This is a genomic window from Alteromonas sp. G4i35 (assembly GCF_054960375.1).
Window position 1 is genome coordinate 49103 of sequence record NZ_JBHNZD010000025.1, and the last position, 20490, is coordinate 69592.

Consider the following 20490-nt stretch of genomic DNA (forward strand, 5'->3'; position numbering starts at 1 on the left):
AAATATCCCTTCAGGTAGAGGCTTCACTTTCTTTTGGGAAAAGAGTGGAGTTGGCCGTAAGCCGGGTTCTGTCGTGGGCAACCATTCCTCTAGATCAGCAATCGCTCACTGATTCAAGCAACCTACCCGATCCCCATGCGGGCCACACGTTGAGGGATCCTATTTGGTCTTGCTCCGGGTGGAGTTTACCTTGCCACACTCTGTTACCAGAGGTGCGGTGCGCTCTTACCGCACCCTTTCACCCTTACCGGCATGTAAACATGCTTAGGCGGTCTTCTCTCTGCTGCACTTGTCGTCGGCTCACGCCGCCCAGACGTTATCTGGCACCCTGCCCTTTGGAGCCCGGACTTTCCTCCCCTTTCTTACGAAAGCGGCGATTGCCTGGCCAACTCCGCGGCGCATTCTACATGAAGTCCCCTACAATAGCACCCTATTCCTGCTCGCTGTAAAAGCAGTGCTCAACGGCGCTTTTATCGAGCAGTTTGGTGATAATGAAAATTTGATCGCCCATTTCTATTTTGGTACTTCCTTTAGGTATAAGGGTTTCTTCACCGCGGGCAATCATCGCCACTACCGTATTATCGGGAAGGGCTAATTCGCTAATGGTTTTATGTAGTGCTGGCGATAACTTCGAAACCTCTATTTCTATAAGCTCGCGCTTGCTCTTAGCGACTTTTACAATCTCCAGCGTGCTCGATTCCTTTACTTCATCGTCCAATACTAAGCCTAACTTACGCGCCGCATAAGGTAAGGTGGAACCTTGCAACAAGGCAGAAATAAGCACGATAAAGAACACCACATTAAAAATGAGCTCGGCGTATGGCATGCCGAATATTAGCGGAAATATAGCGAGTATAATTGGCACCGAACCACGTAAGCCTACCCATGAGATTAGCATTGATGCTTTGAACGAAAATTTCGAAAGCAACAAAATAGGCATAACCACCAGCGGACGTGCAATAAAAATAAGCACAAACGCAATTAAAAGGCCTTCTTTCCAATTAACAAACAGCTCGGTGGGCGTTACCAACAAACCTAAGATAACGAACATGGCAATTTGCCCAAGCCACGCCAGCCCATCCAGAAACACAAACGTATTACGCTGATAAGCAAAGCGGCTGTTACCCACGATAACACCCGTAATAAAGGTAGCGAGAAAGCCGCTGCCATTTAAGTTCGCAGCAAGGCCAAAAGACAATACACCAAACAACATCACAAATACCGGGTACAAACCGATGGCCATTAAGGTGACGCGTCTGAAAAGCCATACTGCAATACCGCCGATGGCAAGGCCCACTATCGCTCCCGCTCCCATTTGACTGGCAAACAGCGAAAGTAAGTCAACTGGCTTAGTGGTGCTGTCTTGAATAAGCGTTATAAGGCCAATTGTGAGGAATATGGCCATTGGATCATTCGACGCACTTTCTAGTTCTAGTGTGGATTTTATTTTTGAAGGAATGCGTATACCAGCGTTGCGCAAAACAGAAAACACTGCTGCGGCATCTGTCGACCCGACAATAGCACCAAGCAATAAGCCCTTATAAAGCGGTAAATCGAGAATAACCATAGCAGCGATACCGGTGACCACTGCCGTACCAATTACGCCAAAAGTGGCGAGTAACGCGGCGGGTTTCCACGCCTGCGCTATGGACTTTTTTGACGTTTGTAGACCGCCATCAAATAGGATGAGAATAAGCGCAAATGTACCAATGGCATGCGCAGCATCAGCATTATCGAAGAAGATTCGGCCGATACCATCTTCTCCAGCCAACATACCTACACCAAGGAATAAAACTAAAACAGGTACGCCAAAGCGCGGGGACAATTTACTGGCCAGCACGCCCAAAATGGCAAGCACTGCACTGAGTAAAATAATGTGATCAACTGCAAACATTATACGTTCCTTATTGCCCTTGATGCTCTCACGCAAATTATTCGGGTATGCGTGAGAGCATCAAGGGTTCCTGTTAATACTGCTACCTTACCGCGTTTTTGCACCAATGTATTGAGGTACAAGAGCCCGCTGAGGTATTGGGGTTAAGGAACTTGTGCCGCCTAAGGGATGTGCGACAACGAAGCCTTAATCTCTTCTGCAGTAGGCTTTAACTGCGCTTTACCTTGTTTCTCTCTTCTGCTGCCCAACAAATACAGCAGCGTAGAGGTGATAAACAAGGTCGATGACGTGCCAATCACGACAGCAAAAACCATAGGGACTGCAAAACTTTCTACTGCATCACCGCCAAAAATAGCCATTGGTAACAACGCCAACAGCGTGGTAACGGAAGTGAACACCGTGCGGCTTAGCGTGCTGTTCACGGCCTCATTAATAGTATCTGCCAATGGCTTGTTTGGGTCTAAACGCAATAATTCACGGATGCGATCAAGCACCACCACCTTATCGTTTATAGAGTAACCAATGAGCGCCAACAGTGCTGCGACAGCCGTTAAGTTAAATTCGATGCCCGTAAGCGCGAAAAAGCCTATGGTTTTGGTTAAATCGAGTATCACGGTTAGCAGCGCTGCGCTCGCAAAATGCGCTTCAAAGCGTGCCCACAGATACTCCAACATGCCGCCACCTGCGATAAGCAATGCTAGAATGGATAGCTCGGCAAAGCCTCCGCTGACTTTGGGTCCAACCATATCAATTTTATCAAAACTTACCTCACTGTCGGCTTGCGAAATCGCACGCTTTAGTGCGTCAGTCTGCTTTGCGTTACTATTTTCAAGCTCGCCACTGCTATCTAGAACAGGGGCTCGCAATAAATAGTGATGTTCACTGCCATATTCTTGAATTGCTATTTGATCAAAGCCATTGCTTTCAATCACATTCCTTAGCTCATCGGTACTAAGGTTTGGTGCGGTCAACTCAATCATGGTGCCACCGGTAAAGTCGACGCCATAATGTAAGCCAGGCTTAGCAAACAAGCCGATTGAAAGCACTGTTAGCACTACCGAAACAGCGAGTGCAATTTTACGCTTTGCCAGAAAATTAATACCGCTTAGCTTATCGCTTAACCGCAAAAGCGGTGATGAAAAGCGCAAAGGAACGCGCTGCTGCGCGCGATCTTGCGTATTCTTGTGCTTCGACTTAACCACTCTTAGCATTAACATTTTAGTTAGAGCTACAGCAGTAAATACCGAAGACACCAGACCAAGGGCAATTGTAATTGCAAACCCTTTAATAGGGCCGCTTCCAAACATAAACAACAAACTTACCGCTATTAGTGTGGTGAAGTTTGAATCCACAATAGTCGCGAACGCTTTATCAAAACCCACTTCTATTGCACTGGCTGCCGGACGACCTTTTTTACTTTCTTCACGAATACGTTCATTAATCAAAATGTTCGCATCGACCGCCATGCCCATGGTTAGGATCAAACCTGCTATGCCCGGTAACGTCAGGGTTGCGCCAAACAGGGTTAATGCGCCAAACACCAATGCCATATTGATACAAAGAGCAAAACTTGCGATAGCGCCCCACCTGCCGTAAATCGCTACCATAAATGCCAATACCAGTAATGCACCTGCCACGCCGCTTTCCACTCCGGTTTGAATTGCATCGCTGCCTAAATCTGGCCCTACCGTGCGTTCTTCTATAATGGTAAGTGGCACAGGTAGCGCACCTGTGCGAAGCATTAATGCGGTGTTGCCCGCCTCCGGCAATGTAAAGTTACCGGTTATTTCACCACGACCACCTGGGATCACGCTATTTATGACGGGGGCTGTAACCACTTTGTTGTCAAGGACGATAGCAAGCACACGGCCGATGTTGTCACGTGTCATAGTGGCAAACTGCTTGGCACCTGCGCTGTCTAATCGGAACGTCACTACTGGCTGGCCATTTTCACTACTTAAGACACCTGCCGCATCAGTAATATGTTCACCTTCTAGCGCCACTTTTTGCTCTAAGCGATAGGTATTACCCGCCGCATCTTGCTTATTCATAACCTGCTCAGACTGGCTATTCGCGGCCCAGTGAAAAGTCATTTGTGCGGTAGTGCCCAATAATTTTTTAACTTGAGTGGGGTCAGACATACCCGGCATCTGAACTAAAATGGCGTCTTTACCTTGTAGCGTAACGCTAGGCTCAGTAAGCCCCGTTTCGTTCAAACGCTTTCGAACTACTTCAACACTTCGGCTTAACGTGTCTTTAACCAGTTGTTCGGTGTATAGCTCGTTAAGCCTAAGGGTAACGGTGCTTTGCTTTATCTCTACATCAAGTGCGCTTGAACCATTTGGCTGAGCGGAAATTTGATATGCGGTGTCTTTTACCTTTCTCGCATCATCTGCACTACGCAATGTAAAGACGACACTTCCAGAACGACTATCTTTATGAGTGAGTGAATGAGACGTTTTTGTATAGCGCACGTTTTGACTGCGCAATTCGCTAAGTAAGTCGCTCGAAAAGCTGTTGAGTTGCTTTTCAAACAAGGCGTTGGTGTCTGCGGCTAATAGCAGATGCGAACCACCTTGCAAATCTAAGCCTAAAGATAGTGTGGAAGTGGTGTACCACGTAGGTAACTGCTGTTTAATTGATTGTGGCAATATGTTGGGCGCAGCGCTCAGTAAACCGAGCATAACGATGAGCACATACACAAAGCCACGAAATGAAAATCGTGCCATTTTAGAATCCTGAATAATTAAGTTTTTAAAGCGCCTTAATATGCAGCTAAGCGAACGTGCTAGCGCATTAAGACAAAAAGAGAATTAGCTCAGAGATAAAGGTGGGCCGCGAGAAGGTTGGCGGTAGTGTTTGCGAGCACGGGGTACAACATTTGCCATACCCAAACACGACACAATAGCCAGAGCAATAAACCCCAAGGTCAATTCAACAATTGCCTCAAGTCCATCGCCTTGATCGTCACTGTTTTCTAGCTTAGTGCCGGTAAACCGTAACGAATAGCTTTTGCCCGCGTAGTTAAATTGGGCAAGTGGTGACTGCTGACTTACTTCAACTTCATTATTAATTTGACCACTTTGGAAGCTTGCACTAAGGATGAGACACGAGAGTACCCATGCCATGAATAGCGGCATGTAGGACGAAAACCCGTGGCGAAAGTTTAGTGCTCTCAAAGTAGTGAATTGTCTATCTGTGAAGGAAAAGTCGCGCTATAAAACACGCGCTGTTTTATAGCGCACATATTGGGATGAGTATACATTATTCAATATCGTGAGTAACGAGATTACCGTTGAAGCACATAATTTTTGGGTTTTACATTTCTGCCCATCGTTTCTTCTTGTAAGTTTACTCACTTGGATATAAGGTGATTTTTTGTGCTGTTTGTATATCAATTGGCAATGGAGCCATAGCATGACATAACAGGAAATCGCGAGCCATTTTAGGCCATTTATAATGAATACAGCGAGAAGAATGTCGTTAATTTCCTTACGGTAGACACACGCAATCCGTCTTCCATATTGAATTCGCTTCAATACGCAAGAGATAATGCGCGCACAATCACAGACGTTATTCCAACAGAAGTTATAAGTAAACGCTGGAAATGGAAGCCAGAACATAAAAGTAAGAAAACAAAACAAAGCCCGCGCTAAGCGGGCTTTGTTATAATCATTGCAAGCTTGTGTTGTCAGGTATTACACAACCGCGATCACATCTTCTTTTGCAAGGCGTGCTTTCGGTAAACCATGGTTCCAATCTTGCTCTGTATCTGGGTAGCCCATGGCAAGTGCCACTTCGCAAACGTGGCCGTCTAGCTCATCTTTAAACTGTTCGCCAAGCAATTCGGCGTCAACACCTTCCATCGGCGTAGACGCTATGCCTAAACGCGCCAGCGTGTGAAGAACATTGCCTAGCGCTAGATAAACTTGCGCTTTGGTCCAAGCCGCGTTGTTACCGTTCTCATCGGTGTTCGCTTCAGCAAATGCGTAAGCGCCCATGAAGTTTTCACGCATATCTTCGGGTAAATGACCAGACGATACTTCTGCATCGACACGCTTTACAAATTTCTCTTTCGTAAATTTAGGATCATAAGCAAACAGAATAGTATGCGATGCTTCTTTAGCGTGATGCTGATTGAACTGATGCTTGTTGGCAAAGCTTTCGTGTAAACGCTGCTTGGCTTCATCACTTTCAACAACCACAAATTTCCATGGCTGAGAGTTGATTGAAGACGCAGATAGTCTCAACGCCTCAAGAATTGTCGCCAGATCATCAGCTGAAATGCGTTTACTCGCATCGTACTGTTTAACCGTGTAACGCTTATTTAAATCTTCAATAATTGGATGAGACACAACTAACTCCTCAATACGTCTGCTATTTGTTGTTCACGCATGAATGCTGCGAACAGAAAATTAAAGTACTCAATGAATATGGCGTGTATGGTATAGATTCAGCTTTTCAATGATAAGCCCCACAAAAAACGAATCAGTTTCAAATATTTTTTGATAATAAAAATTCGATAATAGCTAGTATCGCCAGCAGCGTGCATTTCACAATTCATGGATTAAGCGCTATGCTGATAAATAGAATTACAAAAAACAATTTAAAAACATTAGGTTTACCTTATGATTAAGCATTTTCTCCTCCCTCTTTTTCTCGCATCTTCTCCGGTACTTGCAGACAGTGGCTCTCGCTTAATTGCATCCGGTGGTATTACGAGTTTCGAGGGCACTGCGGGTGGCGGCATTACGCCTTGGGCATTTATTGGCGGATACGCGAGTAAAGAAGAGGTCAGTTATTCGGCAAATATTCAATACTTAAGCCTAAGCGATTATTCCCTTACAACGGCAGGAGCAAGTGCTAGTTTGTTTGACCGTGTAGAGCTTAGCGTGCAGCGACAGCGCCTCGATATTGCTTCAGGGTTAACAAGTAACGTTTTCGCCTCACTCACAGAAGGTGCTATCACAAACGCCAACAGTACCACCATTGAGCAAGATATAATCGGTGCAAAAGTTAAGGTTCTTGGCGATGGCGTCTTTACTCAAAACTCATGGATACCCCAAGTATCCATCGGCGCACAATACAAGAAAAACAGAGACTACGACAGCTCTCTTTCGCTACCCGACGGTACGACCCCCTTGCCCGGCGTGGGCGTTCCAATGCTGCTAGGTGCGACAGACGACAGTGGTACCGACGTTTACCTTTCAGCCACGAAACTGTGGCTAGGCACCCCCTCAGGTTATAATTTACTCACCAATCTTACCGCACGATATACAAAGGCGAATGTGTTTGGCTTACTTGGATTTGGTTCTGAAAACAACGATAGCGCTAAGCTCGAATGGGAGGGCTCTGTAGCGATATTAATTAGCCCTACCACGGCAATTGGCACAGAGTTTAGAACGCAAACCAATCGATTAGGAGGTTTAGCTGAAGAAGACACCGTTGTTGATGCCTTTATTGCCTACTTCCCAAATAAATCTATTTCAATTACCGCTGCCTATGTAGATTTGGGCAATTTGCCTTTGCAAGAAAGTTCTTCAGGATTTTATCTAACGGTAAACAGCACTTTTTGATAGGGGAAAGAAATGATCAGACACGACTTCCGGTTAATGGTAATTGCTGCGTTAAGCGCATTAATAGCCGCATGCGCCAGCGCTCCTGAAAAAACCCTTTATGAAGAAATTGGCGGCCATAAGACGCTCAATACCATATACGGTGTAGCGATTACACGAATTTACACTGACCCCGTAATTGGTCATTATTTCAAAGGTGTTCCCAAAAAGCATTTAAGAGATCAACTTGTATTGCAAACATGCGAGCTTATTGGCGGGCCTTGCGAATATGATGGAAAAACAATGTTGGAATCTCACACGGGTCTCAATATTAAGGAGCGTGAATTTTACATATTGGTGGAGTATGTCCAAGGCGCGATGCGCGATGTGGGGCTAACCTATCAACAAGAAAACCGCATTCTTAAGCTGCTAGCGCCAATCAAATACGAAACAGTATACCTGTAGGGAAGCGTGTATTTATCTGTCCTGTACACGTTGAATAAAGCAGGTACGTTAACGTTCTAGTTCTTTTTATAGATACAACAATAAAAAACCCTCGTCTTAGCGAGGGTTTTTATATCAATCTAAATTAGCTGAAGCTTAGTTAGGCGTAATCGCGTTGTGGTAAACGTCTTGCACGTCATCACAGTCGTTAAGCATGTCCATGAATTTTTCAAACATCGGCATGTCTTCTTCGCTTATCTCAGTTTCGGTCTGAGGCATCCAGCTCATTTCTTCTGCAATAAAGCTAATGTCTGGGTAGGCTTCAGTTAGCGCTGTTTTTACTTGATAGAATTCAGTGTGTGGCGCGTAAACTGTAACTTTACCGTCTTCAACTTCAACATCAGTTACGTCTACGTCGGCTTCCATTAGCACTTCTAGGATAGCGTCTTCGTCGTCACCTTCAAACTGGAATACCGCTTGGTGGTCGAACATATGCGATACCGCACCCTGTGCACCAAGTTTCGCGTTGGTTTTAGTAAAGCAGTTACGTACTTCAGTGATGGTGCGGTTTGCGTTGTCAGACAAGCAGTCAACAATGACCATGCAGTTACCTGGGCCAAAACCTTCATAACGCATAGGCTGGAAGTCTTCGCCAGCGCCACCAGCGGCTTTATCAATCGCTTTTTCAATAACGTGGCTTGGTACTTGGTCTTTCTTCGCCTTTTCCATTAGGCGGCGAAGTGAAAGGTTAGTGTCTGGATCGGCACCACCATTTTTCGCACATACGTAAATTTCTTTACCGTATTTAGAATAAACTTTAGTTTTTTGGCCGGCAGTTTTTGCCATGGCGTTTTTACGAACTTCGAATGCTCTTCCCATCTTAAAATTCTCTTTCTCGCAATTTGAAATGCTGCGTTGGGTTTTATCGGGCTACCTGTTGCCTGACCGTTCATCAGGCGCATCGCTCTGCCTTACTTGGTGGCATTGCCGAACTCGACGTTTCAATAAATGGCCGAACGCGACGGTGCTAGAAATTGCCAAGCGAAACACTGCCCAAAATAACGGTAGGCTAAGCGACACAAAAAATTTGGGCGAAATTCTACCTTAATTTTCGTGTAATACCAATGTGAACGCCCCTAGAAAGGGTGTAGGTTGGTAGCTTTCACATTTTTAATGAGGTCAAAATGTACTCTGACCCCATATTTATGCTTACGGCAAATGCTCGGTTGCTAGGTAGTCGTGTGACTGCATTTCCTTTAAGCGGCTAAGACAGCGTCTGAACTCAAAATTAAGTAGCCCCTCGGTGTACAAGCTTTCCAGCGCGACTTCTGCAGATATGATCAGCTTTACATTTCGCTCGTAAAATTCGTCCACCATCGCAATAAAACGACGCGCCACATCGTCATTATGCTGGCCCATTTCCCTAACATTGGCTAAAAGCACTGAGTGATAACAACGGCTTAACTCAATGTAGTCGCTCTGGCTTCTGGGCCCGCCACACAAGGCTTTAAAATCAATCATCAATACCCCGTCAGCGTTTCTAAGCGTCGGTATTTTTCGGTTGTTCACCTCAATATCTTCGCCTTTTGAGCCTTCTTCCGGAGCTAATTGAGAAAAGTAGCTATGCAAGTTTTCGGTGGCTTCGCCATCAAGTGGGTAGTGATAAATTTCGGCTTGCTCTAACGTTCTAAGACGATAATCAATACCGCTATCAACGTTTACCACGCGGGTATTCTGATTGAGTAGATCGATAGCAGGTAAGAACCGCGCACGCTGCAATCCGTTTTTATACAAATCGTCAGGGACTATGTTCGACGTCGCCACCAGCACAATACCGTGACCAAACAGCTCTTCCATTAACGTGCCTAAGATCATGGCATCGGTTATATCAGACACGAAAAACTCGTCAAAGCATATTACCCGCGCTTCTTTTGCTAACTTAGCCGCTACCAGCTTTAGCGGGTCTTGTGCGTTTTTAAGCTGCTTTAGTTCATCGTGTACACGGTACATAAAGCGGTGAAAATGCACACGCATTTTCTTTTCGAAAGGCAAACAGTCGTAGAATGTATCTACTAAATAGGTTTTGCCTCGCCCTACCCCACCGTAAAAGTAAATGCCCTGGATACCAGGCTTCGCATGGCCTTTCCCAAACGCTGCTTTTAACTTTACCCGCCACGTCGTTTTCTTTTCAGGTTGGGTAAGTTCATCAAACAAACGTTGAAGTTCTTTTACTGCATTTTCTTGCGCCGCGTCGTAATGAAAGTCAGACGACTGAAGATCTAGCTGATATTTTTCCCATGGCGTCATCGCCGAAACCACTCCGTACAAAAGTCAATAGCGGCGCTTGCTGCACCGACCTGCTTGAATTTCTCAATTATGACCTTAATTTTAATGGAAATCACGGTAGAATCTCACATTGAAATTCGACATACACCGAATAAATGTCACGATGTATGCGCTTTTCGGGTTCGACCTTGCTATATTCAGCGTATGGTCGAAAGCAGCTTTTAGATCGTAGAAGTAAAGGTCGGCTGCAAGATGTAGATTGATTCGGAGAATATAATGGAATTGTTAGTATCTCTTGCTTTGTTAGTAGTTGGGTTAATTATTGGCTTTTTCGCAGGTCGCTTTTTTCAACAAAAGCAGGGCGCAGGCAATACTGCACAGACTGAGAAGCAAGTTAAAGAGATCCTCGCACAGCAGGCGCAACACCACATTCATCAAACTCGTCAAAGTTTAGAGAGCATTGAAAGCCAGTGCGAAACCTTAAAGCAACAAATTGAAGAGTATGAATTGCTGCTTGAGCAAGGCAGCGATGATGACAGCAAAGTTCCTTTTTATGGGGAACAAGCAACTACGTATTTACGTAACAACCTAAAAGGGTCTGACAAATCGAGAGTTCAGCGTGTATCTGACACACAGCCAAGAGACTTCGCTAACTCGGGTTCTGGGCTGTTCGTCGGCGGATCTGATAAGAATACCGCAAAAAAACAGTAACATCGGGAACTTTATCACGACCTCGGACTCTTTTAGTGAAACCATGCTATGTCGCATATAACATGAAGGAGTGTAAGCGAACATGAAAATGTCTTTCCGCCATTGTCTATTGGCGTCTGCCGTTGTTGTAAGTTCATTGGGCTTTACTGCTAGCACACAGGCGGCGTTACCGTTCTTTTCTGATAAGAAAGATGAAGTTCCCTCTTTAGCCCCTATGCTAGAAGAAGCTACCCCAGCGGTAGTAAGCATTGCGGTAGAAGGAACACAAACCTCTACGCAGCGTGTACCCGAGATGTTTCGCTACTTCTTCGGCGCCCCGCAAGAGCAGGTTCAAGAACGCCCTTTCCGAGGTCTTGGTTCTGGTGTCATCATTGATGCCGATAAAGGTTATGTCGTTACCAACAACCACGTTGTTGATAATGCAGATGAAATCACTGTTAAGTTAACTGACGGTCGCGAGTTTAAGGCGAAAAAGCTAGGCTCTGACGAGCAAAGCGATATCGCGCTACTTAAAATAGAACCTGATGATTTAAAAGCGTTACCGCTTGCCGATTCTGACGCGCTGCGCGTAGGCGACTTTGTAGTAGCTATTGGTAATCCGTTTGGTCTTTCTCAAACGGTTACCTCTGGTATTGTAAGTGCTCTGGGCCGCTCAGGTTTAAACATTGGTGGTTATGAAGACTTTATTCAAACCGACGCAGCAATTAACCGCGGTAACTCAGGCGGTGCGTTAGTTAACCTTCACGGTGAACTGGTTGGTATCAACACCGCTATTTTTGGTCCTAACGGCGGTAACGTCGGTATTGGTTTTGCTATTCCTGCCAATATGATGAAAAGCCTAATTGATCAAATTGCAGAATTTGGTGAAGTTCGCCGTGGCCTTCTAGGCATTTTAGGTAGCGATATTGACGCGGGCCTTGCAGAAGCCATGAATGCGGAAGTGAACATTGGTGCGTTCGTGAGCGAAGTGCAGCCAGACTCTGCCGCTGAAAAAGGTGGTCTGCAAGCCGGTGATATTATTACTGCCATTAATGGTCGTAAACTTCATAGCTTCCAAGAACTGCGCGCAAAAATTGCGAGTATGGGCGCGGGCGCTGAAGTTGAGCTCACCGTTATGCGCAAAGGTAAGAAAATGAATGTAGACGTTGTATTAGATGACGCTACAGACACGACAGTGACGGCTGCTCAAATTCACCCAGCCCTAGAAGGTGCAACCCTGTCTAACGGCACTGACGATGCTGGTAATGCTGGTGTAGTGGTTTCTGATATTGAGCGTGGTGCGCCTGCGGCGCGAATTGGCCTTCAATCTGATGATGTGATAATTGGCGTTAACCGCGTACGTACGTCTACGGTTGCAGAGTTCAGAAATGCACTAGACGAAGCCAAAGGCGTTATCGCACTCAATGTAAAACGTGGAAACTCTACGCTTTATTTGGTAATCAGACAGTAGCAATGTAGCTCTTCAATTACATCCTCAGCTCAGACGCGTCGGTGTCCAAGCTGAGGGTTGGCATAAAAACGGCGCTTTATAAGCGCCGTTTTTGTTTTCAGATGATAACCGTTGAAAACAGTGTGCTCCTAGCTTCCTAACGGGGCTTCTTTACGGACTCCTCTGATAAGCCGCATTCTCGAGCTACACCTATGTCCACGTAAATAAGGCTGTATGAACAGCATGAAAGGTTTTGAAGTACATGCTAGTGCAAATTGAGTTGCACAAAATTTGCGTTTCATTACGGTAGTTTATTAAATAAAGTGATATCCTTTGCCGTAAGATGATAATTTAAGAATGTTGCGCTTTAAGATTGTGAAGTAGTGCTGAGTTAACGGCACGTATTAATTAAGTGCGACAGATAACAAAAAGTGTGATTTGTGACTGGCCGCTCAATTTTTAACTTCTTACTAAAATCTGTATTTCTTGGCGTAGCTGTTGCTGCATTACTGTTAGTTTTCCTACCCGATCTACGTCAAGGCAAAGGCCTTGCTCAAGGGTTCTTTAACTCCCCCTCAGTAAGCGCTAGTCGCGAAAGCTATTTTACTGCTCTAAGTCGCTCTGCGCCTGCAGTAGTCAATATCTACAGCGTCAGTATTGAGAACGGTTCAGGCCTATTCAGAAATCAATCTCGTGGGCGCACCAATTTGGGTTCTGGCGTTATCATGACAGAAAATGGCTATTTGCTTACCTGTCACCACGTAGTTGCAGATGCAGATAGCATTTACGTAGCGGTTCAAGATGGACGTATTTTGGAAGCGCAAATTGTGGGCACCGACCCACTGACCGACCTTGCCGTGTTAAAAGTCACCGCTGATAACCTGCACATTATTCCTCAGGTGTCAGAACCTGACACCCATGTGGGTGATGTGGTGATGGCGATTGGTAATCCTTTCGATTTGGGACAAACCATTACTCAAGGCATTGTAAGCAGAGCCGGACGAAATGGTCTATCTAATTATGTTGATTTCATTCAAACCGACGCAGTTTTGAACCAAGGTAATTCTGGTGGTGCGCTGGTAGATAGCAATGGTATTTTGCTGGGTATCACTAACGCCAACTTCCAGGTGCTAGATTCAAATAATCGCGCTCGCAATGTAGACGGCATTAACTTTGCCGTGCCTTACGAATTAGCTAAGCGAGTCATGGATGAAATTATCAGCAATGGACGTGTTGTTCGCGGGCAGCTTGGTTTTGTTGGCGGTGAAAACCGCAACCGACCAGGCATAGACGTTTCAGCAGTAGCTAAAGGCAGCCCTGCCGACATCGCGGGTATCCGCCCTGGCGACATCATTGTAGCCATAGACGGCGTACGTTTAGAAAGCGCATCAAAAACGTTGGATATGATTGCCGAAACCGAGCCCGGTACTGAACTTGAAATTGAGCTCAGCCGCGACGGGCGTTCAATTACTCTTACGGCAACGGTCGCAGAGCTTCGCGCTGGTCAATAAGTATTGTTGGAGCTGGCAGATTAGTTCGGCTTCCCGAGTATAGAACGTGAAGATTTAATACCAGCCCGCATAGATAATAGACACAAAAAAAGCGCCAGATAGATATGCTATCTGGCGCTTTTTCGTAAAAGTGCGAAATCTTGAGTTATTCTTTCACTCTTTCAATGATGGCACCCAAGCCACCCAGCTTCTCTTCAATGGCTTCATAACCACGGTCTAAGTGATAAATGCGATTCACGTGAGTCTCACCTTCTGCGATGAGCCCAGCTATCACCAAGCTTGCCGACGCGCGCAGGTCAGTAGCCATTACTGGAGCTCCTTTAAGACTTGAGCTGCCTTTAGACACTGCTGAGTTCGCTTCTAACGCGATTTCTGCGCCCATACGTTGTAACTCTGGTACGTGCATGAAGCGGTTTTCAAAAATGGTTTCTGTAATTACGCCCGTGCCTTCGGCAACACAGTTCAAGGTAACAAACTGCGCCTGCATATCCGTAGGGAATGCTGGGTGTGGTGCGGTTTTAACTCGCACAGCCTGCGGTTTGCGCCCTTCCATGTCTAGCTCTATCCAGTCATCACCAGTGGTGATTTTAGCTCCGGCCTGCTCTAGCTTATCTAGCACCGCATCTAATGTATCTGGCGCCGCATGAGTACAGCGTATTTTCCCACCTGTCACAGCGGCCGCTACCAAGAAAGTACCGGTTTCTATACGGTCAGGCAGCACTGCATAATCACAACCGTTTAAGGTTTCCACGCCCTCAATGGTTATTTTATCGCTTCCTGCACCGCTAATTTTCGCGCCCATCTGAATAAGACAGTTTGCTAAATCAACGATTTCGGGCTCGCGTGCCGCGTTTTCAAGAATGGTTGTTCCGTCAGCCAGCGCCGCTGCCATCAGTAGGTTTTCAGTGGCACCCACGCTTACCATATCCATGAAAATACGCGCACCTTTCAGACGCCCATCGACTTCGGCTCGAATATAGCCTTCGTCTACTTCAATCTTCGCGCCCATCTTTTCAAGGCCAGTTAAATGAAGATTTACCGGGCGCGCACCTATAGCACAGCCACCGGGCAAAGAGACATTCGCTTTACCTTGCTTAGCTAACAGTGGGCCAAGTACCAAGATAGACGCTCGCATAGTACGTACTAACTCATAGGACGCTGTAACGCTTTGTAGCGTACTCGCATCGATAACGATATCGTTAGGTGCGGGTAGTGCGACTTCAACCCCTAATTCACGCAAAAGTGCCGTCGTTGTATTGATGTCACGAAGACGAGGAACGTTGGTGTAACGACAAGGAGAGTCGGTCAGCAAGCTTGTCATCAACAATGGCAAGGCCGCGTTTTTAGCGCCAGAGATGCGCACGGTACCGTTGAGCGCAGGGCCCTTTTTAATTACGAGTTTATCCACGTGCTACGCCTATTATTGAGGAATATTAAACTGGCGCTCACGCTCCCAGTCTTTTACTGAAAACGTCTTGATGGTAATTGCATGCATGCTGCCGTCTGCAATTTTATCAGCCAAAGGCGCATATACCGCTTGCTGGCGCTTCACACGGCTCATTTCATTAAAAGCATCGCTTACCGCAATAATATTAAAATGCGAACCTTCGCCCTTTACATGGACTTCGTGAAGGTCTAACGCATCTTTCAAGATTTTTTCAATTTCAGACAATTCCATAACTTACTTCTTAATTCGCTAACGGGTGTTTATTCTACGGGTAAAAAGCTATCTGCGTCGCTTATTTTAGCAAGCTTACGTAGCTTCTCAGGCATTTTATATAGGCTCATGCTAACACCATTTTGCTTTGCATCCCTAACGGCATTAATAAGCCAAGCCAAACCTGCACTGTCTGCGCGCTCAACATCACTTAAATCAACAAGACATCTTTTATTGTTAATCAAGGTACTACGCTCATTTCCGTTCAAACTATCCCAGAAATTCTTCGACAGCGTTTCACGGTCAAGATGACCGTGAACCACTACATTGCCTTTGTCGTTTACCTCGAATAGGCTCACTCAGCCTCTCCTTCGATTTCGATTGGCTCGCCTTGCTTAAGCTCAACTGGCTTACCAATTTTGTCGCGCATTAGTGCGATAACTGCATCGATACCGTCTTGACGAAGGATTGATTCAAATTCGCTACGCTTGCTGTTTAGCATGCTGATGCCTTCAGCAACCATATCGTAGGCTTTCCACTCGTTCGTTTTACTGTCTTTACGAACTTTAAAAGCAATTTTGATTTCAGGGCGGTTTGGATCTTGAACCACTGCACGCACTGTTACTGATTTTTTATCATCAAAAGATGATTCAGGCTCAAAGATGACTTCTTGGTTGTCGTAGTAGCCCATTGCCACAGCGTAGGTTGTTACCAAATATTGACGAAATACGCTGATGTACTCGCCCATCTTCTCTTGAGGTACTGACTTAAAGTGTTTACCTAGTACCATAAAAGCAGCGAATTTGTAGTCGATATGAGGTACTAATTCTTCTTCCATAATAGTGCGTAGCATTTCAGGATCAGCTTTAATCGCTGCTTGGTTCGCTTTGATGCGCTCAAACGTGCGGTTTGCTACGTCTTGAACCAATTCATACGGGTTTTGTTCATTAACTTCTTGTGCATTCGCTATGCCCGCTACAGACATCATGAAGATGCCAAGTGCTACCATAAACTTTTTCAAAATTACTCTCCTAACTTAAAACTCTATTTAGCAGACCTGATGGCAATCCAATAAGTTTCATCACGCCGCTGGAATAATTTAACGACCTGGTAATATACGTCTGGCCGTAATACTGCGATTAGTCTTCGTCGCTTCCGCGATTAAATAAGAACTGACCAATGAGATCTTCAAGAACCAAAGCTGACTTAGTATCCTGAAGGTAATCGCCATTCTGTAAATTAGCGACACCGTCGAAAGAGAAGCCAGGTTGGAAGCCAACATACTGTTCGCCTAGCAAACCCGAGGTCAAAATAGACACAGAGCTGGTTTCTGGAAAGCCGTTGTATTCATTTAAAATTGACAGCTCAACCACTGGCGTAAAATCTTCTTGGTCTAGCGTAATCGATGACACACGGCCAACCGTTACCCCACCAACCTTTACTGCCGATCTCGGCTTTAAGCCGCCAATATTGTCGAATTTTGCGTATAACGTGTAGGTATCGCCTTCTGTTGCGACCGTTTGGTTTGCAACTTTAAGTGCTAACAATAACAAAGCACCAATCGTAAGCATGACAAACACACCAACCATTACTTCCGTTTTATACTTACTCATTCCAATCCCCTACTCGATACCAAACATAAGGGCGGTAAGCACGAAGTCCAGCCCTAATACTGCTAATGATGAATAGACCACCGTCTCGGTAGTCGCTTTGCTGATCCCTTCCGATGTTGGAATAGAATCGTAACCTTTAAATATGGCAATCCACGTCACAACTAAGGCAAAAACGAGGCTTTTTATTACGCCGTTTATAACATCTTGGTTCCAGTCAACAGTTGACTGCATGATTGACCAGTAGCTGCCTGCATCAACACCTAACCAGTCTACGCCGACTAAATGACCGCCTAAAATACCAATGGCACTAAAGATAATGGCTAGCATAGGCATAGCTAACATTCCCGCCCAAAAACGAGGAGCAACTATGCGCCTTAGCGGATCTACTGCCATCATTTCCAAACTACTTAATTGCTCGGTGGCTTTCATAAGGCCAATTTCAGCGGTCAACGCTGACCCGGCACGCCCAGCAAAAAGCAATGCGGTGACTACCGGACCAAGTTCTCGTAAAAGAGAAAGCGCGACCATGGGGCCTAAGCTACCCTCTGCACCGTAATCCACTAGAATGGTATAGCCTTGCAGCGCCATTACCATGCCAATAAATAGGCCAGAAACCATGATGATCAGTAACGACTGAACACCCACTACATAAAGCTGTTTGATAACCAGCGGAACATTTTTAACTCGGGGAACAGCGATGAGTGCGCCAAACAGCATGAGTGCTGCTCGACCAATCGCAGTAACTTTCCCTATAGTTTTAGCGCCTAATGATTGGAAGAACTTCATTTATCTGCCCCCAGAAAGCTTGCTTTCAGGTCTGGCGCTGGGTAATGAAATGGAACCGGGCCATCTGCTTTACCTTTTAAGAATTGCTGAACCAATTCGGAATCACTTTCTTTAATTTGCTGCGCAGTACCTTCACCAATGACGCGTTTATCCGCCAAAATGTAAATATAATCAGCGATGGTCAGCACTTCCGTTACGTCATGGGTCACGACAATGCTAGTTAAGCTGAGTGCATCATTGAGCTCTCTAATAAGCTTTACCAGCACGCCCATGGATATGGGGTCTTGTCCCGCAAAAGGCTCATCGTACATAATTAAATCGGGGTCTAGCGCTATTGCCCTAGCGAGCGCAGCCCTGCGCGCCATTCCACCAGAAAGTTCGCTCGGCATTAATTGCGCGGCGCCTCTCAAACCTACGGCCTGTAGCTTTAAAGCGACAATAGTAGCTATCAAGTCTTCAGATAGCTCAGTATGCTCGCGAAGCGGAAACGCCACATTGTCGAACACGCTCATGTCAGTGAATAGCGCACCGCTTTGAAAAAGCATGCTCATTCTACGACGGGTTTCGTAAAGAGACTTTCTCGACATAGAGACAATTGAATCGCCGTCGAATTTTACGTCGCCTTCATCTGGCGTTAACTGCCCGCCAATAAGGCGCAGCAGCGTGGTTTTACCTATCCCACTTGGCCCCATTACCGCAGTAATTTTGCCTTTAGGTACCTTCAATGAAATCCCATCATAAATGATGCGATCTGCGCGTTTGAAGGTTAGGTTATCTACTTCAACTAAATGATCCATAGTTACTTAAATGTCGACCCTTGACGCTGGATTGAGAGCTTATAAAATAACGCGTTCAATCCACTTAGAAAATTTTAAAATTATAAGAGTAAGTGAGTATTCAATTTCTGTGCCTTCACTTGATCCACTCTTAAGGTTTACTGCACAGTTTACTTTATGAGCGCATAAAATCAAAAAAGTTTACTCTCCAGTGTACTTTTTTGAATTTCTATCGCCAGACACGGTATAGAACACCTTGTCTGGGCGGTGTAATTTAAGGGCATTGTACGCTTTTTCAAGCCCCTCGCCAAAGTCAAAAAGTTACAAGTTATGTTCGATTAAGACGAATATATACCAGTCCGTATAGATTATTACCCACGCAGCGAGAGTTAAAATGTTCGTAATCGCGGCGTGTTACCGCAGGTATAGTGGTTCTACATCAAGGTGACACAACAAAGAGTACGGACATTTTAAACTCGCCCTTCGGGAAGGTCTGGCAAACTTCCTAGCTTCATTCTGGGAATTTGAAAGGGAACAGCCATTCCTGCATTCCCACGCTTCGCTAGGAAACTTGCCAGCGCCTTCTGAGTGGGCAATTATCTATGCGGACTGGTATTCGGTATCTCACGCCCAAGTGCCCATCTAGTATCCTACAAGCCTCCCAAATCAATCCTAATACCATCCTATTTTGTTGTTTCTTAACTGAAACTGAATATGAAGTCTTGTGTGTGTAAGTGCGACCTAATTTGCGTATTCAGCGGAAATTTACGTCAATTGACAGTATTTGACGAAAATAAAACGCTGCGAGCATAGGCAAATGGCACTCTTTTTGCGACAATCTAGCGAAATACTTTCTATTACAGGTTGTTGTGCTTTTAAACATTGTCATTTTTCTTGTTGGGCTGATTGTACTGAGTTGGAGCGCTGACCGGTTTGTATATGGCGCCTCAGCATTAGCAAAAAACATCGGCATTTCTCCAATGATGATCGGACTAACGATTGTCGCTATGGGATCTTCGGCACCTGAAATTGTGGTTTCCGCCATAGCCTCCGCAAATGGCAATATGAACACCGCCGTGGGTAACGCGCTAGGTTCTAACATCACGAACATCGCGCTAGTTTTAGGTATAACCGCGCTAGTGAAACCATTGCTTGTTTCATCAACAACATTAAAGCGCGAGCTTCCAGCACTCCTTATCATCTCATTGATTGCTATTGGCTTTATGTTTGACGGTGAACTTAAGTCTTATGAAGGCATTATCCTACTAGGCCTGTTCATTTTCGTACTGGCAATGATGGCGTGGTTGTCGCTACAGGTAGATAAAGAAGATCCTCTGGTTGCGGAAACCGCAGATGAAATCCCCAAAGGCGTTTCAAATACGTCAGCCCTCATTTGGATTGGTGTAGGCCTTGTAATACTGCCATTAAGTGCTCACTTTTTGGTGAACTCAGCAGTAGAAATTGCCAGATACATGGGCATTTCGGATTTGGTTATCGGACTAACGATTATTGCGTTTGGTACAAGTCTACCTGAACTAGCAGCAAGTGTTGCGGGTGTACTGAAAGGTGAAGACGATTTAGCACTGGGTAATATCATCGGCTCAAATATCTTCAACCTACTTGCCGTACTTGGCATGCCCGGCTTAATCGCGCCTGGTATCCTGGACCCTGACGTTTACAACCGAGATATGTACGTAATGCTTGGTTTAACATTATTACTGTTCTTGTTCAGCTTCGATTTAATCGGCAAACGTACAATATCAAGAACAAATGGATTCATACTTCTGGCTTGCTTTATCGGCTATCAATTCTGGCTATTCGGATAATC

Annotated in this window: 20 protein-coding genes and 1 other RNA gene; 7 read left to right on the forward strand and 14 right to left on the reverse strand. The window is 45.4% G+C overall.

Features of this window, described 5'->3' with window-relative positions:
* Positions 1-42 precede the first annotated feature (42 nt).
* The 4 genes from rnpB to ACFI6L_RS16030 form a co-directional block, all read right to left on the reverse strand.
* Positions 43-393, reverse strand: an RNA gene (gene rnpB, locus ACFI6L_RS16015) — RNase P RNA component class A.
* 37 nt (positions 394-430) lie between these two features.
* On the reverse strand, positions 431-1894 hold the full coding sequence (locus tag ACFI6L_RS16020; protein WP_371342779.1) for a potassium/proton antiporter: 1464 nt from the start codon (positions 1892-1894) through the stop codon (positions 431-433).
* A gap of 161 nt (positions 1895-2055) precedes the next feature.
* Positions 2056-4623, reverse strand: a complete 2568-nt coding sequence (gene secD, locus ACFI6L_RS16025) for a protein translocase subunit SecD (protein ID WP_462574411.1) — start codon at positions 4621-4623, stop codon at positions 2056-2058.
* Between the two features lie 84 nt (positions 4624-4707).
* The gene (locus tag ACFI6L_RS16030; RefSeq protein ID WP_371342781.1) at positions 4708-5022 is read right to left on the reverse strand and encodes a hypothetical protein; all 315 of its coding nucleotides are present in this window, start codon (positions 5020-5022) and stop codon (positions 4708-4710) included.
* 324 nt (positions 5023-5346) lie between these two features.
* On the opposite strand from ACFI6L_RS16030, the gene ACFI6L_RS16035 reads away from it, so the two are divergent.
* The gene (locus ACFI6L_RS16035) at positions 5347-5550 is read left to right on the forward strand and encodes an alpha-E domain-containing protein (RefSeq protein ID WP_462574420.1); all 204 of its coding nucleotides are present in this window, start codon (positions 5347-5349) and stop codon (positions 5548-5550) included.
* 42 nt (positions 5551-5592) lie between these two features.
* On the opposite strand, the gene ACFI6L_RS16040 is transcribed toward ACFI6L_RS16035, so the two are convergent.
* On the reverse strand, positions 5593-6249 hold the full coding sequence (locus ACFI6L_RS16040; RefSeq protein ID WP_462574413.1) for a nitroreductase family protein: 657 nt from the start codon (positions 6247-6249) through the stop codon (positions 5593-5595).
* A 273-nt stretch (positions 6250-6522) separates the two neighbouring features.
* On the opposite strand from ACFI6L_RS16040, the gene ACFI6L_RS16045 reads away from it, so the two are divergent.
* Positions 6523-7470 (forward strand): DUF3034 family protein, encoded by a 948-nt coding sequence (locus tag ACFI6L_RS16045; protein ID WP_462574414.1) that lies wholly within the window; start codon positions 6523-6525, stop codon positions 7468-7470.
* Between the two features lie 12 nt (positions 7471-7482).
* The gene (locus ACFI6L_RS16050) at positions 7483-7914 is read left to right on the forward strand and encodes a group I truncated hemoglobin (protein WP_462574415.1); all 432 of its coding nucleotides are present in this window, start codon (positions 7483-7485) and stop codon (positions 7912-7914) included.
* A 135-nt stretch (positions 7915-8049) separates the two neighbouring features.
* Here ACFI6L_RS16050 and ACFI6L_RS16055 read toward each other — a convergent pair whose 3' ends face one another.
* Positions 8050-8772, reverse strand: coding sequence for a YebC/PmpR family DNA-binding transcriptional regulator (locus tag ACFI6L_RS16055; protein WP_014948360.1), 723 nt, complete (start codon positions 8770-8772; stop codon positions 8050-8052).
* Positions 8773-9102: 330 nt separating this feature from the next.
* Positions 9103-10200 carry a cell division protein ZapE gene (gene zapE / locus ACFI6L_RS16060; RefSeq protein WP_014948359.1) on the reverse strand — a complete coding sequence of 366 codons (1098 nt, stop codon included), beginning with the start codon at positions 10198-10200 and terminating at the stop codon, positions 9103-9105.
* Positions 10201-10455: 255 nt separating this feature from the next.
* Here zapE and ACFI6L_RS16065 point away from each other — a divergent pair, with 255 nt between their 5' ends.
* The 3 genes from ACFI6L_RS16065 (at position 10456) to ACFI6L_RS16075 (ending at position 13830) form a co-directional block, all read left to right on the forward strand.
* Positions 10456-10890 carry a ZapG family protein gene (locus tag ACFI6L_RS16065; RefSeq protein ID WP_462574416.1) on the forward strand — a complete coding sequence of 145 codons (435 nt, stop codon included), beginning with the start codon at positions 10456-10458 and terminating at the stop codon, positions 10888-10890.
* Between the two features lie 88 nt (positions 10891-10978).
* The gene (locus tag ACFI6L_RS16070) at positions 10979-12340 is read left to right on the forward strand and encodes a DegQ family serine endoprotease (RefSeq protein WP_014948357.1); all 1362 of its coding nucleotides are present in this window, start codon (positions 10979-10981) and stop codon (positions 12338-12340) included.
* Positions 12341-12759: 419 nt separating this feature from the next.
* Complete coding sequence (locus ACFI6L_RS16075) at positions 12760-13830, forward strand: trypsin-like peptidase domain-containing protein (protein ID WP_014948356.1); 1071 nt, start codon at positions 12760-12762, stop codon at positions 13828-13830.
* A 145-nt stretch (positions 13831-13975) separates the two neighbouring features.
* Here ACFI6L_RS16075 and murA read toward each other — a convergent pair whose 3' ends face one another.
* The 7 genes from murA to mlaF form a co-directional block, all read right to left on the reverse strand.
* Entirely contained in the window at positions 13976-15238 is a 1263-nt protein-coding gene (gene murA, locus ACFI6L_RS16080; protein WP_014948355.1) for a UDP-N-acetylglucosamine 1-carboxyvinyltransferase, read from the reverse strand.
* A gap of 12 nt (positions 15239-15250) precedes the next feature.
* Positions 15251-15508: a BolA family protein gene (locus ACFI6L_RS16085; protein ID WP_012517351.1), complete on the reverse strand. Its 258-nt coding sequence runs from the start codon at positions 15506-15508 to the stop codon at positions 15251-15253.
* 29 nt (positions 15509-15537) lie between these two features.
* Positions 15538-15846 carry an STAS domain-containing protein gene (locus tag ACFI6L_RS16090; protein ID WP_014978399.1) on the reverse strand — a complete coding sequence of 103 codons (309 nt, stop codon included), beginning with the start codon at positions 15844-15846 and terminating at the stop codon, positions 15538-15540.
* Entirely contained in the window at positions 15843-16508 is a 666-nt protein-coding gene (locus tag ACFI6L_RS16095; protein WP_014948352.1) for an MlaC/ttg2D family ABC transporter substrate-binding protein, read from the reverse strand. The genes ACFI6L_RS16090 and ACFI6L_RS16095 overlap by 4 nt, the downstream gene beginning before the upstream one ends.
* Positions 16509-16626: 118 nt before the next feature.
* Entirely contained in the window at positions 16627-17100 is a 474-nt protein-coding gene (gene mlaD / locus ACFI6L_RS16100) for an outer membrane lipid asymmetry maintenance protein MlaD (RefSeq protein WP_014948351.1), read from the reverse strand.
* Between the two features lie 9 nt (positions 17101-17109).
* On the reverse strand, positions 17110-17886 hold the full coding sequence (gene mlaE, locus ACFI6L_RS16105; RefSeq protein ID WP_179982447.1) for a lipid asymmetry maintenance ABC transporter permease subunit MlaE: 777 nt from the start codon (positions 17884-17886) through the stop codon (positions 17110-17112).
* Complete coding sequence (mlaF, locus tag ACFI6L_RS16110; protein WP_462574418.1) at positions 17883-18683, reverse strand: phospholipid ABC transporter ATP-binding protein MlaF; 801 nt, start codon at positions 18681-18683, stop codon at positions 17883-17885. Before mlaF ends, mlaE begins: the two co-directional genes overlap by 4 nt.
* Before the next feature lie 848 nt (positions 18684-19531).
* Here mlaF and ACFI6L_RS16115 point away from each other — a divergent pair.
* Positions 19532-20488 carry a calcium/sodium antiporter gene (locus tag ACFI6L_RS16115; RefSeq protein ID WP_014948348.1) on the forward strand — a complete coding sequence of 319 codons (957 nt, stop codon included), beginning with the start codon at positions 19532-19534 and terminating at the stop codon, positions 20486-20488.
* Positions 20489-20490 lie beyond the last annotated feature (2 nt).

What these genes read in the sequence shown, in the direction of transcription:
- secD (WP_462574411.1), bottom strand. Translation starts at nt 4,623, where the DNA reads ATGGCACGATTTTCATTTCGTGGCTTTGTGTATGTGCTCATCGTTATG.
- ACFI6L_RS16045 (WP_462574414.1), top strand. Translation starts at nt 6,523, where the DNA reads ATGATTAAGCATTTTCTCCTCCCTCTTTTTCTCGCATCTTCTCCGGTA.
- mlaD (WP_014948351.1), bottom strand. Translation starts at nt 17,100, where the DNA reads ATGAGTAAGTATAAAACGGAAGTAATGGTTGGTGTGTTTGTCATGCTT.
- ACFI6L_RS16085 (WP_012517351.1), bottom strand. Translation starts at nt 15,508, where the DNA reads ATGGAATTGTCTGAAATTGAAAAAATCTTGAAAGATGCGTTAGACCTT.
- mlaE (WP_179982447.1), bottom strand. Translation starts at nt 17,886, where the DNA reads ATGAAGTTCTTCCAATCATTAGGCGCTAAAACTATAGGGAAAGTTACT.
- zapE (WP_014948359.1), bottom strand. Translation starts at nt 10,200, where the DNA reads ATGACGCCATGGGAAAAATATCAGCTAGATCTTCAGTCGTCTGACTTT.
- mlaF (WP_462574418.1), bottom strand. Translation starts at nt 18,683, where the DNA reads ATGGATCATTTAGTTGAAGTAGATAACCTAACCTTCAAACGCGCAGAT.
- ACFI6L_RS16065 (WP_462574416.1), top strand. Translation starts at nt 10,456, where the DNA reads ATGGAATTGTTAGTATCTCTTGCTTTGTTAGTAGTTGGGTTAATTATT.
- ACFI6L_RS16050 (WP_462574415.1), top strand. Translation starts at nt 7,483, where the DNA reads ATGATCAGACACGACTTCCGGTTAATGGTAATTGCTGCGTTAAGCGCA.
- ACFI6L_RS16030 (WP_371342781.1), bottom strand. Translation starts at nt 5,022, where the DNA reads ATGGCATGGGTACTCTCGTGTCTCATCCTTAGTGCAAGCTTCCAAAGT.
- ACFI6L_RS16055 (WP_014948360.1), bottom strand. Translation starts at nt 8,772, where the DNA reads ATGGGAAGAGCATTCGAAGTTCGTAAAAACGCCATGGCAAAAACTGCC.
- ACFI6L_RS16020 (WP_371342779.1), bottom strand. Translation starts at nt 1,894, where the DNA reads ATGTTTGCAGTTGATCACATTATTTTACTCAGTGCAGTGCTTGCCATT.
- ACFI6L_RS16070 (WP_014948357.1), top strand. Translation starts at nt 10,979, where the DNA reads ATGTCTTTCCGCCATTGTCTATTGGCGTCTGCCGTTGTTGTAAGTTCA.